At 74.7% G+C, this 11,842-nt stretch carries 13 protein-coding genes; 7 read left to right on the top strand and 6 right to left on the bottom strand.

Annotation, left to right across the window (positions count from 1 at the left end; all coding sequences use genetic code 11):
• Positions 1-52: 52 nt before the first annotated feature.
• Entirely contained in the window at positions 53-925 is an 873-nt protein-coding gene (locus DNK53_RS17710) for a hypothetical protein (RefSeq protein WP_204163790.1), read from the top strand.
• Here DNK53_RS17710 and DNK53_RS04770 read toward each other — a convergent pair.
• Positions 913-1,737, bottom strand: coding sequence for a helix-turn-helix domain-containing protein (locus DNK53_RS04770; protein ID WP_110181090.1), 825 nt, complete (start codon positions 1,735-1,737; stop codon positions 913-915). The genes DNK53_RS17710 and DNK53_RS04770 overlap by 13 nt on opposite strands.
• A gap of 54 nt (positions 1,738-1,791) precedes the next feature.
• Between DNK53_RS04770 and DNK53_RS04775 the strand changes: the two genes are divergently transcribed.
• The 5 genes from DNK53_RS04775 to DNK53_RS04795 are packed head-to-tail and all read left to right on the top strand — an operon-like array spanning position 1,792 to position 6,397.
• The gene (locus DNK53_RS04775; RefSeq protein WP_110181091.1) at positions 1,792-2,805 is read left to right on the top strand and encodes an ABC transporter substrate-binding protein; all 1,014 of its coding nucleotides are present in this window, start codon (positions 1,792-1,794) and stop codon (positions 2,803-2,805) included.
• A complete protein-coding gene (locus tag DNK53_RS04780) occupies positions 2,802-3,647 on the top strand; it encodes a siderophore-interacting protein (RefSeq protein ID WP_110181092.1) in 846 nt (281 codons plus the stop codon). The genes DNK53_RS04775 and DNK53_RS04780 overlap by 4 nt, the downstream gene beginning before the upstream one ends.
• Positions 3,640-4,635: a FecCD family ABC transporter permease gene (locus DNK53_RS04785; RefSeq protein WP_110181093.1), complete on the top strand. Its 996-nt coding sequence runs from the start codon at positions 3,640-3,642 to the stop codon at positions 4,633-4,635. Before DNK53_RS04780 ends, DNK53_RS04785 begins: the two co-directional genes overlap by 8 nt.
• On the top strand, positions 4,632-5,630 hold the full coding sequence (locus DNK53_RS04790) for a FecCD family ABC transporter permease (RefSeq protein WP_204163738.1): 999 nt from the start codon (positions 4,632-4,634) through the stop codon (positions 5,628-5,630). Before DNK53_RS04785 ends, DNK53_RS04790 begins: the two co-directional genes overlap by 4 nt.
• On the top strand, positions 5,627-6,397 hold the full coding sequence (locus DNK53_RS04795; RefSeq protein ID WP_110181094.1) for an ABC transporter ATP-binding protein: 771 nt from the start codon (positions 5,627-5,629) through the stop codon (positions 6,395-6,397). The genes DNK53_RS04790 and DNK53_RS04795 overlap by 4 nt, the downstream gene beginning before the upstream one ends.
• A gap of 17 nt (positions 6,398-6,414) precedes the next feature.
• On the opposite strand, the gene DNK53_RS04800 is transcribed toward DNK53_RS04795, so the two are convergent.
• Entirely contained in the window at positions 6,415-6,801 is a 387-nt protein-coding gene (locus tag DNK53_RS04800) for a VOC family protein (protein WP_110181095.1), read from the bottom strand.
• Between the two features lie 135 nt (positions 6,802-6,936).
• On the opposite strand from DNK53_RS04800, the gene DNK53_RS04805 reads away from it, so the two are divergent.
• Complete coding sequence (locus tag DNK53_RS04805) at positions 6,937-8,367, top strand: HNH endonuclease (protein WP_162599780.1); 1,431 nt, start codon at positions 6,937-6,939, stop codon at positions 8,365-8,367.
• 35 nt (positions 8,368-8,402) lie between these two features.
• On the opposite strand, the gene DNK53_RS04810 is transcribed toward DNK53_RS04805, so the two are convergent.
• The 4 genes from DNK53_RS04810 to DNK53_RS04825 form a co-directional block, all read right to left on the bottom strand.
• Entirely contained in the window at positions 8,403-9,878 is a 1,476-nt protein-coding gene (locus tag DNK53_RS04810) for a carboxyl transferase domain-containing protein (protein ID WP_110181097.1), read from the bottom strand.
• Positions 9,879-9,944: 66 nt separating this feature from the next.
• Positions 9,945-10,421: a hypothetical protein gene (locus tag DNK53_RS04815; protein WP_110181098.1), complete on the bottom strand. Its 477-nt coding sequence runs from the start codon at positions 10,419-10,421 to the stop codon at positions 9,945-9,947.
• Positions 10,418-10,975 carry an RNA polymerase sigma factor gene (locus DNK53_RS04820; RefSeq protein ID WP_110181099.1) on the bottom strand — a complete coding sequence of 186 codons (558 nt, stop codon included), beginning with the start codon at positions 10,973-10,975 and terminating at the stop codon, positions 10,418-10,420. Before DNK53_RS04820 ends, DNK53_RS04815 begins: the two co-directional genes overlap by 4 nt.
• 10 nt (positions 10,976-10,985) lie before the next feature.
• Positions 10,986-11,804 (bottom strand): SDR family NAD(P)-dependent oxidoreductase, encoded by an 819-nt coding sequence (locus DNK53_RS04825; RefSeq protein WP_110181100.1) that lies wholly within the window; start codon positions 11,802-11,804, stop codon positions 10,986-10,988.
• Positions 11,805-11,842 lie beyond the last annotated feature (38 nt).

Raw genomic sequence — 11,842 nt, forward strand, 5'->3', positions numbered from 1 at the left:
CTCACGAGTATCTCAACAGGGGGTGGCGGGCATGGGATGTCCCAGGTGTGGCATGCGGGTGCGGCAGGGGACGCAGTGGTGTCCTGACTGCGGCTTCCAGCAGATGGTCCCCGAGATCCACCCGCCCCTGGCCGACCGGGTCTCGCTGCTCGCGGCAGGCGGGACGCCCGTCGCCGCCACCCCGCATGGCGCCTCCCGTGCGGGGATCCTCTCGTTGGTCGCCGTGCTGGTGCTGGTGGCGGGCATGATCGCGATCGGCATGAGCCCCGACGAGGAGGAGTCCGTCGCGCAGGAGCCGTCGAACCAGCCCTTCGGGCTGCTCACGCCCGTGGAGGAGACGACGGCCGCGGCCGCGGAGCTCGACGCGGAGAAGAAGGCCGAGCGCTGGGCCCGTCGCCAGGCGAAGAAGGCCATGAAGGCCGCCGGGCTGCCCACCGACATCCCGACCGACCTGCCCACGGCGCTCCCGACCGACCTGCCCACGGCGCTCCCGACCGCGCTCCCGACCCCGACGGCTCCACCGACGCCGACGAAGACCCCGCGGACCAGGAAGCCCAAGCCCACCGACCCGGCCACGCCCACCCCGACGGGTGGGGTCACGCCGACCCCCACGCCGACCCCCACGGCGCAGCCGACGCTGCAGCCCACCCCGACGCTGGATCCCACGCCGACGCCGACCCCCACGCCGACGCCGACCCCGACGCCGACCCCGACGCCGACCCCCACGCCGACCCCCACGCCGACGCCCAAGACGGCTCAGGAGATCGCCGCGGGCATCCCCGCGGGCAAGAACTGCTGGTCGCTGGCGAGCGAGGGCTACAGCAACGACGTGGCCCGGGCCTACTGGGAGCGCGTCGGCCGCCCCGCCTTCTGGGACATCTCGCGTCGGGACCCGCGGATCTGCGAGTACACCTACCCGCGCTGACGCCCTTCCTGCGGTCCGCGCCGGGCGGCCCAGCGGGCGGGGGTCACGCCGTACTCCCGGCGGAACGCGCTGACGTACGCCGACGCGCTGGCGTAGCCGACCCGGTGCCCGACCTGGCCGACCGGGAGCAGCCCGAGCAGCGCGCGCGACGCCTCCAGGCGCGTCCGCGTCCGCCAGGCTGACCACGGGAGCCCGTACTCGCGCAGGAAGTCGCGCTGCAGGGTCTTGGGCGACAGGTGCAGCCGCTCCGCCCACGCCGCGAGCTCCGTCGGGTCGCCCGGGTCGCTGAGCAGGGCCGCGGCGACCCGCCGGGCGTGCCCCAGGCCGGCCGCCGCGTGCTCCACCGCGTGCGGGTCGCCGAGGTCCGCCAGCAGCCGGTCCCTCAGGTCGAGGGCGTCGACCTCCGCGAGGTCCGTCCGGCACAGCGCCCGCACGGCGTGCGCCGCCTCCTGGCCGAAGGCCACCAGGGCCGCCGGCAGCCGGGTGAGCGCCGCGGGGGCCTGCCGGACGCAGACGACGTGGACCGTCTGGGAGTCGCAGCCGCTGACCTCCAGGGTCGTGCCGCGCCGCGCCCAGAACGCCCGGTCGGGCGGCACGTGCGCGACCTGCGCACCGAGCCGGACGGCGAGGACGCCGTCGGGGGACCAGAAGAGCTGGTGTCGCTGGTCGTCGCGGGTCTCGGGGAAGCGGGGGACGCCCCAGCTCCTCGGGTAGCGCAGGACGAGGACGCCGGTCGGCGGGCCGAGCCCGTGACCGAACTCCTCGACGCCGGGTCCGTCGGCCCGGGCGGCGGGGTGTCCTGCCAGCGACATGACGTGTCCTCTCCGCGACACTTCTACTCGATAGGTAAGGCTTACCTTAGGCGCATGACCGCTCGTCCCCTGCGCCGCGCCCTGACGCGGACGTCCACCGTTGCCGCCCTCACCGGACTCCTCGCCCTCGGGCTCGCCGCCTGCGGGGGGGAGGCGGACGAGGCTGCCGGCGCCGACTCCGGCACCCGTACCTTCGCCGCCGACAACGGCGACGTCGAGATCCCCGTCGACCCGGAGCGGGTCGTGGCCACCGGCTACGCCGTCCCGGTGCTGATCGAGTCGGACGCCGACCTGGTCGGCGTCTCGGAGTGGTCGCGCGGTGTCCCGATGATGACCGACGAGGACGTGGCCACCTACGAGGGCCTGGAGAAGGTGGCCGGGGAGACCGCCGCCGAGACCAACTACGAGGCGATCGCCGGGCTCGACCCCGACCTGATCGTCATCGGCGTCCCGCAGCCGGCGCTGGTCGACCTCGACATGGACCGGCTCGAGGACATCGCCCCCGTGGTCGTGCTCGGCCCGGCCGCCCCCGACTCGTGGCGCGAGCTCAACGAGCGCCAGGCCGACGCGGCCGGCGCGAGCGAGGGCTTCGAGGCGAGCAGGTCGGCGTACGAGGAGCGCGCGGCCGAGCTGGAGGAGAAGTACGCCGACGTGCTGGGGGACCTGCGGTTCGGGCACGTCGGCGCCTACGGCGACGTCTCGGCCGGCAGCTTCCACCGCGAGTACGCCGGCTCCTGGGGCACCAACATCGCCGGCGACATCGGCGTCGACTACTACGGCGAGCCGAGCGAGCCAGGCGAGGGCGCCGCGGCTGTGACCGAGTACCCCTCGATCGAGGAGCTCCCCGAGAAGCTCGGCGACGCGGACGCGATCACCTACACGCTCGGTGCCGACGGGAAGCCGGCCGAGGCGATCGCCTACGTCCTCGAGCACCGGCTGTGGAAGAACCTGCCCGCCGTGAGGGCGGGCCACGTCTTCGGCCTGCAGCACACGGAGGCCGCCACCTACACCTCCGCGCTCAGGACCCTCGACTCGCTCGACACCGCGCTCGAGCCCCTGCTCGGATGAGCCGGTTCCGCATGGACCGGTCCGACCCCGCCGGACGGGTCGCGGCGCACCATGCGTCGACCCCGCCCGCGGGCGAGGGCGTGACGCGGATCGGCTACCCGATCGGGGTCCGGACCGCCTCCGTGGTCCGGGTCGCGGAGGTCACGCCCACCATGCTCCGGCTCACCCTGGGCGGGCCGGGCCTGGCGGGCTTCCACAGCCACCAGGCCGACGACCACGTCAAGGTCGTCTTCCCGCTCCCCGACGGCACCCGCAACGATCCGGTCCCCGACGACGAGGAGTCGCTCGAGTGGCCGCGGCCGGTGCCCCCGACGCGCAAGTACACGGTGCGCCGGTGGGATCCCCGGGCGCTCGAGCTCGACCTGGACTTCGTGGTCCACGACGGCGGTCTCGCCTCGGACTGGGTCGGCTCGGTGGCCGTCGGCGCCGACGTCGTGGTGGCCGGGCCGCCCGGGGCGAAGGCGTTCGCGCACACCTACGACCACTACGTCTTCGCCGTCGACACCACGGCCCTGCCCGCACTGGCCCGGTGGCTGGAGGAGTCGCCCGCCGACGTCTCGGCCGACGTCCTCGTCGACGTCGACCACCGGTGGGAGCGCGACTACCCGCTCGCCGACCGGGACGGCGTACGGGTGCGCTGGCTCGACCGCAGCGGTGGGTCGCGCCTGACCCAAGAGGTGGCCGGGCTGGACCTGCCCGCCCGCGACCGGGCCCGGACGTTCCTCTTCGCCGCCGGCGAGGCCGGCGACATCAAGCCCCTGCGCGCCTGGGCGCGGGACCACGTCACCGACTCGCTGGTGACCGGCTACTGGAAGCGCGGGGTCGCCGGACTGGATGAGTGAGACCCGTTCCGGACCGGCGCTGCTGGGCTGGTTGCTCGCCTGTGCGGTGCTGCTGGCGGTGCTCGGCGTCCTCAGTCTCTGCGTCGGCGCGCGCCCGGTGCCGCTGGGCGAGGTGGTGCAGGCGTTCACCGGCTACGACGGCACCGACGACCACGTCGTCGTGCGCGACGTTCGCCTGCCCCGGACCCTGCTCGCCCTCGCGGTCGGAGCTGCTCTCGCGGTCGCCGGCGCGCTGGTCCAGACGCTGACCCGCAACCCGCTCGCCGAGCCGGGGATCCTCGGCGTCACCGCGGGCGCCTCCTTCGCAATCGTGGTGGCCGTGGCGACGTGGGGCGCCGACTCCCAGGTCGCGATGCTGCTGGCCGCGTTCGTCGGGTCGGCGGTCGCCACGGTCCTCGTGTACGCCGTCGGCGGCAGCTCGCCGCTGCGGCTCGTGCTGGCCGGCGTCGCCCTCTCGGCGGTGCTCGCCGGGGTCACGCTCGGGATCCGGCTGACGATGCCCGACGTCTTCGACAGCTACAGGTTCTGGTCGGTCGGCTCGTTGGCGGGGCGGGAGCAGACCGCCCTGGGCCTGCCCCTGGCGGCGATCGGCGTCGGCGTGGTCGGGGCGCTGCTGCTGGTCCGGCCGCTCGGCGCGGTCGCCCTCGGCGAGCACGTCGCCCACACCCTGGGCGCGCACGTGGTCCGCACCCGGGTGCTCACCGTCGTGCTCGTCACGCTGCTGGCGGGCGCGGCCACCGCCGTCGCGGGACCGATCGGCTTCGTCGGGCTGATCGTGCCGCACCTGGCGCGTCGGGCCGCCCGCGGCTCGATCGGCTGGCTCGTCACCCTCTGCCTCGTCCTGGGGCCGGCGCTGGTCCTCTTCTCCGACATCGCGGCGCGGGTCCTGCTCCCGACCGGCGAGGTGCCGGTCGCCGTCGTGACCGCGTTCCTCGGCGGTCCGGCGCTGATCTGGGTGGTCCGGCGCTACGGGACGGTCGCGCTGTGAGCGTCCTGCCGGCCGGGCCCACGACCCGGCGGGAGCCGGTGGTGTGCGTGCTCATCGCGCTCGCCACCCTCGCCGTGGCGTTCGTGGCGCTCTGCCAGGGCGCCACCTGGACCACGCCGGGCGAGACGCTCGCCGGGCTCCTGGGTCGCGGGGACCAGAGCTTCGTCATCACGCAGTGGCGGTCGCCGCAGGTCGCGGCCGGGGTCGTCTTCGGGATCGCGCTCGGGTTGGCCGGCGCCGTCTTCCAGAACCTCACGCGCAACCCGCTGGGCAGCCCCGACGTGATCGGCCTCGACGCCGGCGCCTGGACGGGTGCGCTGCTCGTCGTCGCCTTCGCGGGTGGCACCGCCGGGCAGGTGGCCGGAGGTGCTGTCACCACCGCGACCGCCACCGCGCTGGTCATCTACCTGCTGTCGCTCAAGCAGGGGTTCAGCGGGCTGCGGCTGATCGTCATCGGGATCGCCGTCAACGCGATGCTCACGGCGGTCAGCTCGTGGATCGTGCTGCGCGCCGAGCTCGAGGTGGCGATCGCTGGGACCGCGTGGAGTGCGGGCTCGCTCAACGGGCTGGACTGGGACGAGGTGGCGTGGCCGTTCGCGGTGGTCGGGGTGCTGGCGGCCGTCCTGGCCGGGCAGTCCCGGGCGCTGCACCAGGCCGCCCTCGGCGACGCCGTCGCCGTCACCACCGGGGTGCGGCTCGGGGTCCACCGGTTCGTCCTGGTGGTGGCCGGAGTGGGGGCGACCGCGACCGTCACCGCTGCGGCGGGCCCCATCGTCTTCGTGGCCCTGGCGGCACCGCAGATCGGCCGCCGGCTCACCGGCAGCGCCGGCGTACCCCTGCTGCCCGCAGCACTCACCGGCGCCCTGCTCCTCGTCACCGCCGATCTGGTCGCCCAGGTGGTCACCCGACCCGTGCCGCTCCCGGTCGGCGTGGTCACCACCGCGGTCGGGGGCCTCTACCTGATCTGGCTGCTCGTGAAGGAAGTGAAGCGATGACCCGTCTGCAGGCGCACGACCTGACCCTCGGCTACGCCGACCGCACGGTGTCGGCCGGACTGTCGCTCGCCGTCCCGGACCGGGCGTTCACCGCGATCGTCGGGGCCAACGCGTGCGGCAAGTCGACCATGCTCCGCGCCCTGGTCCGGCTGCTCCAGCCGCGTGCTGGCCGGGTGGAGCTCGACGGGACCGACGTACGCCGCCTCCGCCCGCGCGCGGTCGCGCGCGAGCTCGGCTTCCTCCCCCAGGGCCTGGTGCCGCCGGAGGGGATCCGGGTCGAGGCGCTGGTGCGTCGCGGCCGCTACCCCCATCAGTCGCTGCTCGCCGCGTGGACGCCCGACGACCAGGGGGCCGTGGACGCGGCGATGGTGGCCGCCGGCGTCGAGGAGCTCGCCGAGCGGCAGGTCGAGGAGCTGTCCGGCGGGCAGGCCCAGCGGGTCTGGATCGCGATGGTGCTCGCCCAGGAGACGCCCTACCTGCTGCTCGACGAGCCGACGACGTTCCTCGACATCGCCCACCAGTACGAGCTGCTGCGGCTCCTCGCGCGGCTGCGCGACGAGGGCCGGACGGTCGTCGCGGTGCTGCACGACATCAACCAGGCGTGCCGCTTCGCCGACCACGTGGTCGCGATGAAGGCCGGGCGCGTGGTGGCCGAGGGCGCGCCCTCCGACGTCGTGGACGCCGCGCTGGTCGAGGAGGTCTTCGGCCTCACCTGCGCCGTCGTCCCCGACCCCGTGGCCGGGACGCCGATGGTGGTGCCGCACTAGTCGCCTGTCGCTGGCCCTCAGTCCAGGCAGAACTCGTTGCCCTCGACGTCCTGCATGACCAGGCAGGACTCGTTGTCCTCGCCGGCGGGCAGCAGCGCGACGCGGGTGCCGCCGAGCGCCACGAGCCGGGCGCACTCGGCCTCGAGCGCGTCGATCCGCTCCTGGCCGGTGAGGCCGGTGGCGGCGCGGACGTCGACGTGCACCCGGTTCTTCAGCTGCTTGGGCTCCGAAACGCGCTGGAAGTAGAGCCGTGGCCCGACACCGGCCGGATCGGCGCAGGCCGACCACTCCTCCTCGCCGCGGGCCGAGTCGGGCACCGCGTAGCCCAGCACCTCCGCCCAGAACGCCGCCACCTCGGCCGGGCGGGCGCAGTCGAAGGTCACCTGGATCTGTCGTGCCGTCATGCGGCCACACGATGGGCGGGACGCTCCACGCCGCGGCGCTGGCCGCCCTGCGTGAGGCGCTGGCCGAGGTGTCGGCCCTCTGAGGGCTGTGGAGGACGCGGCGAACTGTCGGCGCTGTGGACTATTCTCGAACACATGAGCGAGGCAGAGGTTCGATCCGGGTCTCTGGGGGAGTCGGAGGCAGCGCCTCCGACCCCTCCACCGCTGACGCCGTGGTCGGTGCCCGAGCTGGAGGGGTTGGTCGCCGAGCTGGCCACCAACGTGGTGCCGGAGGTGGACCCGGCTGCGTGTCTGGCGCAGGTGGAGGTGCTGGAGGCGTTGAAGGCGGCGTTGGCGGCGGCGCAGGTGCGGGCGACCGCCGCCTTCGCGGCTGCTGAGGTGCGTCGCCTCGAGGAGCGTGCCGCGGAGGCTCGCCGGGCTGGTGCGGTGTCTGGGCGTGGCCCTGCTCCTGCGGGGGTGGTGGCCGCGCAGGTGGGGTTGGTGCGGCGGGAGTCGCCGGCGCGGGGTCGGGTCTTGGTGTCTGCTGCGTCGGCGTTGGTCGCCGACCTGCCGCGCACGCTGGAGGCGCTGGGGCGGGGTGTGATGACCGAGGAGCGGGCGATGGTGATCGTTCGGGAGACCGCGGACCTGACCGCGGAGGAACGGCGGGCGGTGGATGCGGAGCTGACCACGCCGGTGGGGCCGCCCGACGGGTTCGACGAGCACGGCAACCCCCGGTGGGACGACCCCACGGGTGAGGGCCAGTGCGCCGGACTCGGGACCGAGGCGCTGCGGAGGTTGGTGCAGAAGCTCGCGTTGCGCCACGACTCGACCGGGGTCGCGAGGCGTCGGGAGCGGGCCCGGGCGAGGCGTCGGGTGACCGGTCGGTTGCTGGGTGACGGGACGGGGCGGATCAGTGTGGTGGTGAAGACCGAGCACTACGCCCAGGTGATGGCCGCTCTCGCGAGGGCGACGGCGTCAGCCCGTAGCGAGGGCGACGAGCGGAGCGCCGACCAGGTCCGGGCCGACACGTTGGTCGCCCGGGTGACGGGGGTGGACCCGGTGGCACCGGTGCCGGTGGAGCTGCACCTGGTGGTCCCGGCCACGGGCCTGCTCGGTCAGCCGGGTGCACCGGCGGAGCCCGGCTGGGTCCTCGGTGGACCCGGTGCTCCCGCGGGCGGGGTCATCCCGGCGGGAATCTGCCGGGATCTCTTCGCCCAGGCCGCGGAGGCTGGGGTGGCGGCGGTGCGGCGGGTGTTCGCCGATCCCGAGGACGGTCGGTTGGTGGCGATGGAGAGCTCGAACCGGACCTTCGCGGGGTTGCTGGCGCGGTTGGTCCGGATCCGCGACGGTGGGACGTGTCGGACTCCGTGGTGCGACGCCCCGGCCAAGCACGTGGATCACGTCGACCCGGCCGCCGCGGGTGGCCCGACGAGGGAGTCGAACGGCCAGGGGTTGTGCGAGGCGTGCAACCAGGTCAAGGAAGCACCGGGCTGGTCGAGCTACGTCGGCGTGAACGGCCAGACGCACCTCACGACCCCGGCCGGGGCGACGTACACCAGCCGACACACCCCGCTCGCCTGCTGACGGGGGACTCGTTCTGGTGGAGGAGGGGACGAGCGTCACCAGTAGCGGCGAGCCCGCTCCTCGGGCGACCCCGGACCACGCGCGAGCAGCCCGAGCAGCTCGTGCTCCAGCACCGCGCCCGTCCGCCGGCAGAAGTCGGCCGGCTCGTCGGCGGCGTCGGGGAGCTCGGGCACGATGCGGTCGACGATGCCGAGCCGCTGGAGGTCCAGCGCCCGCACGCCCTGCGCGCGGGCCATGTCGGCCGCGTGCTCGGTGTCGCGGTGCACGATGGCGCTCGCCCCCTCGGGCGGCAGGGGGGAGAGCCAGGCGTGCTGGGCGGCGACCACCCGGTCGGCGGGCAGCAGGGCCAGGGCGCCGCCGCCGTTGCCCTCGCCGAGCATCAGGCAGAGCGAGGGGGCGCGCAGGGTGACCATGTCCTCCAGGCAGCGGGCGATCTCGCCGGCCAGCCCGCCGTTCTCCGCCTCCGCCGAGAGGGCGGCCCCCTGGGTGTCGATCACCGTGACGAGCGGCAGCCCCAGCTCGGAGGCGAGCCGCATCCCGCGCCGGGCCTCGCGGAGCGCGCCCGGGCCCATCGGGTGGTCGGTGGTCTGCCCGCGCCGGTCCTGGCCGAGGAAGACGCACGGCGCCTCGCCGAAGCGGGCCAGCGCGAAGAGCAGCCCGGGATCGCTCTCACCCTGCCCCGTCCCGTTGAGGGGGATGACGTTGGTGGCGCCGTACCGCAGCAACCGGCGCACGCCGGGGCGGTCCGGGCGGCGCGACCGGGTCACGGCGTCCCAGGCGTCGACCTCGGGGACCTCGTCGGGCGTCGGGTCGGGCACGGTCGGGAGGTCGCGCCGGGGCCGCTCGAGGATGTCGAGGGTGCGGCCGAGGATGTGGCGCACGGCCCCCGGCTCGATGACGCCGTCGACGATGCCGCGCTCGAAGAGGTTCTCCGAGGTCTGCACGCCCTCGGGGAAGGGCCGGTCGTAGAGGGCCTCGTAGACCCGGGGGCCGAGGAAGCCGACCAGCGCGCCGGGCTCGGCGACGGTGAGGTGGCCGGTCGAGCCCCACGACGCCATCACCCCGCCGGTCGTGGGGTGGCGCAGGTAGACGAGGTAGGGCAGGCCCGCGGCCTTGTGCGCGGCGACGGCCTCGGAGATCCGGACCATCTGCACGAACGCCGCCGTGCCCTCCTGCATCCGGGTCCCGCCGCTCGTCGGGGCGCCGAGCAGCGGGATCCGCTCGGCGGTGGCCCGCCGGATCGCCGAGACCAGCCGGTCGGCGGTCGCCCGCCCGATCGAGCCGGCCAGGAAGGAGAACTCGCCCAGCACCACCGCGACCCGGTGGCCGTCGAGCCGCCCCTCGCCGGTGACGACGGCCTCGTCGACGCCCGACTTCTCCGCCGCCCGCGCCAGCTGGTCGGCGTACGCCGGGTCGAGCTCGCCGCGCTCGGGCGGCACGTCCCAGGAGGACCAGGAGCCCTCGTCCAGCACCAGGTCGATGAGCTCGCGGGCGGAGAGGCGTTCGGTCACAGGGTGAAGGCTAGGCCAGTCAGGACCTTCGTCCTCCCCCTGCGCGACCGCTGGTCCCGCCGCCGGCTAGGAGCCGGCCCGGGAGAGCAACGTGAGGGCCCACCACGAGATCACCCAGAACCCCGCGAACGACGGTGGTCCCGCCCACCAGGAGACCCGCCTCTGCAGCCGGTCGTCCGCCCCCTGCTGGCGCAGCCGTTCCCGCCACCGCCAGTAGCCCGACACGTACGGCGCCGTGGTGACGAAGAACGGCAGGTACAGCGCCAGCGCGACCGTGACGACCAGCCACGGCCACCACCAGGGCATGGTGCCCCCCGGCAGGTGCGCCACCATGAGGACCACGACGAGGGCGATCAGTGCCAGTGACGAGATCGCGGCCGACCAGGGCCCGGCCCAGCGGCCACGTCGCTGCGCCCGCGGCACCCACCAGGCCGCCAGTCGATCCGGGAGTCCCAGCTCGTCGACGACCCACACGTGGGCGAAGCCCACGCCCAGGCACACCAGGTAGACGGGCCAGGCGTGGTCGGCGAGCGCCTCCCTCACCGGGCTCCGCGCAGCAGCGGCCGGGCGAGCTTGCGACCGTGGTGGATCTGCGCCTTGACCGTGCCGAGCGGCAGCTCGAGCTGGTCGGCGATCTCGTCGTAGGCCAGCCCGTAGACGTCGCGGAGCACGAGCGGCTGCACGAACGCCGGGTGCTCGGCCTCGATCGTCTCCAGCGCCTCGAGCAGGTCGAGGCGGGTGCCGGCGATGACGCTCGTGGTGCGCGGGTCGGGGCGCTCCAGGGGGGCGACGTCGGTGGGTGCGGCCAGGTTCTTGAGCCGGCGGTACGTCGAACGGGCGCTGTTGAGCGCCACCACGTGCAGCCAGGTGGTGAAGCGGCCGCGCCGGTGCCACTGGTCCAGCTTGGCCGAGATGCTGAGCAGCGCCTCCTGGCAGGCGTCCTCGGCGTCGTCGGAGTAGGGCAGCACGCCCTGGCAGATCCGCAGCACCCGGGGCCGCAGCTCGCCGAGCAGCTGCTCCATCGCGGCCCGGTCGCCCTCCTGGGCCCGACGGGCGACGGCGTCGATCTCGTCCGGGGTCATCGGGGTGGCCTCCATGGGGCCAACCCTAGGCGTCCGGCTCCGCCATCCTGCGGTGCAGGGCCGCCTTGGCGCGGTCCGGCAGCACCTTGCTGGCCGCCTCCTGCACCCGGGTGCGCCAGCCGCCGCCGACCACCCGCGACTCGCCCGACATCAGCGCCTCGAACCCCTGGCGGGCCACCTTGGCCGGGTCGTCCTTGGCGCCCTGGCCGACCTTGGTCTTCTCCATGTCGGCCCGCGCGAAGAACTCCGTGTCGGTCGGCCCCGGCATCAGCAGGGTGAGCGAGACGCCCGTGTCGCGCAGCTCCTCCTGGAGCCCCTGGGTGAGGGACTGCAGGAACGACTTCGAGGCGTTGTAGGTGGACTGGAACGCGCCGGGCATCTCGGAGGCGATCGAGCTCGTCACCAGCACCCGCCCCTCGCCGGCGCGCACCATGTCGACCAGCACCAGCTTGGCGAGCTGGACCGTCGAGACGACGTTGAGCTGGATGATCCCCAGGTCGTGGGCGAGGTCGGTGTCGACGAAGCGGCCGCCGTGGCCGACGCCGGCGTTCAGCGCCACCGCCGCCAGTGGCCGGCCGGCCTCGCGGACCGCGGCCATCAGCTCGCTCACGCCGTCGGAACGGCGCAGGTCGACCTGGACGGCGCGCACCTCGCCGCCGTGGGCGCGCAGCTCCTCGGCGGCTCCCTCGATCGCGGGGTCCTCGGCGTTGACCACGAGGTCGAAGCCGTGCTCGGCGAACTGCCGGGCGAGCTCGAGGCCGATCCCGCTGCTGGCCCCCGTGACGAGGGCGAGCGGCCTCTCCGTCGGGGCGGGCCGGTCCTGGGCGGTGGTGGGCTCGTTCATCTGCCGTCCGTACCCCTGCGCGGTGCGCCCATGCTGCA

Source organism: Nocardioides solisilvae, from assembly GCF_003194625.1.
Classification (GTDB): domain Bacteria; phylum Actinomycetota; class Actinomycetes; order Propionibacteriales; family Nocardioidaceae; genus Nocardioides; species Nocardioides solisilvae.

What these genes read in the sequence shown, in the direction of transcription:
- DNK53_RS17710 (WP_204163790.1), top strand. Translation starts at nt 53, where the DNA reads ATGCGGGTGCGGCAGGGGACGCAGTGGTGTCCTGACTGCGGCTTCCAG.
- DNK53_RS04770 (WP_110181090.1), bottom strand. Translation starts at nt 1,737, where the DNA reads ATGTCGCTGGCAGGACACCCCGCCGCCCGGGCCGACGGACCCGGCGTC.
- DNK53_RS04775 (WP_110181091.1), top strand. Translation starts at nt 1,792, where the DNA reads ATGACCGCTCGTCCCCTGCGCCGCGCCCTGACGCGGACGTCCACCGTT.
- DNK53_RS04780 (WP_110181092.1), top strand. Translation starts at nt 2,802, where the DNA reads ATGAGCCGGTTCCGCATGGACCGGTCCGACCCCGCCGGACGGGTCGCG.
- DNK53_RS04785 (WP_110181093.1), top strand. Translation starts at nt 3,640, where the DNA reads ATGAGTGAGACCCGTTCCGGACCGGCGCTGCTGGGCTGGTTGCTCGCC.
- DNK53_RS04795 (WP_110181094.1), top strand. Translation starts at nt 5,627, where the DNA reads ATGACCCGTCTGCAGGCGCACGACCTGACCCTCGGCTACGCCGACCGC.
- DNK53_RS04800 (WP_110181095.1), bottom strand. Translation starts at nt 6,801, where the DNA reads ATGACGGCACGACAGATCCAGGTGACCTTCGACTGCGCCCGCCCGGCC.
- DNK53_RS04805 (WP_162599780.1), top strand. Translation starts at nt 6,937, where the DNA reads ATGAGCGAGGCAGAGGTTCGATCCGGGTCTCTGGGGGAGTCGGAGGCA.
- DNK53_RS04820 (WP_110181099.1), bottom strand. Translation starts at nt 10,975, where the DNA reads ATGGAGGCCACCCCGATGACCCCGGACGAGATCGACGCCGTCGCCCGT.
- DNK53_RS04825 (WP_110181100.1), bottom strand. Translation starts at nt 11,804, where the DNA reads ATGAACGAGCCCACCACCGCCCAGGACCGGCCCGCCCCGACGGAGAGG.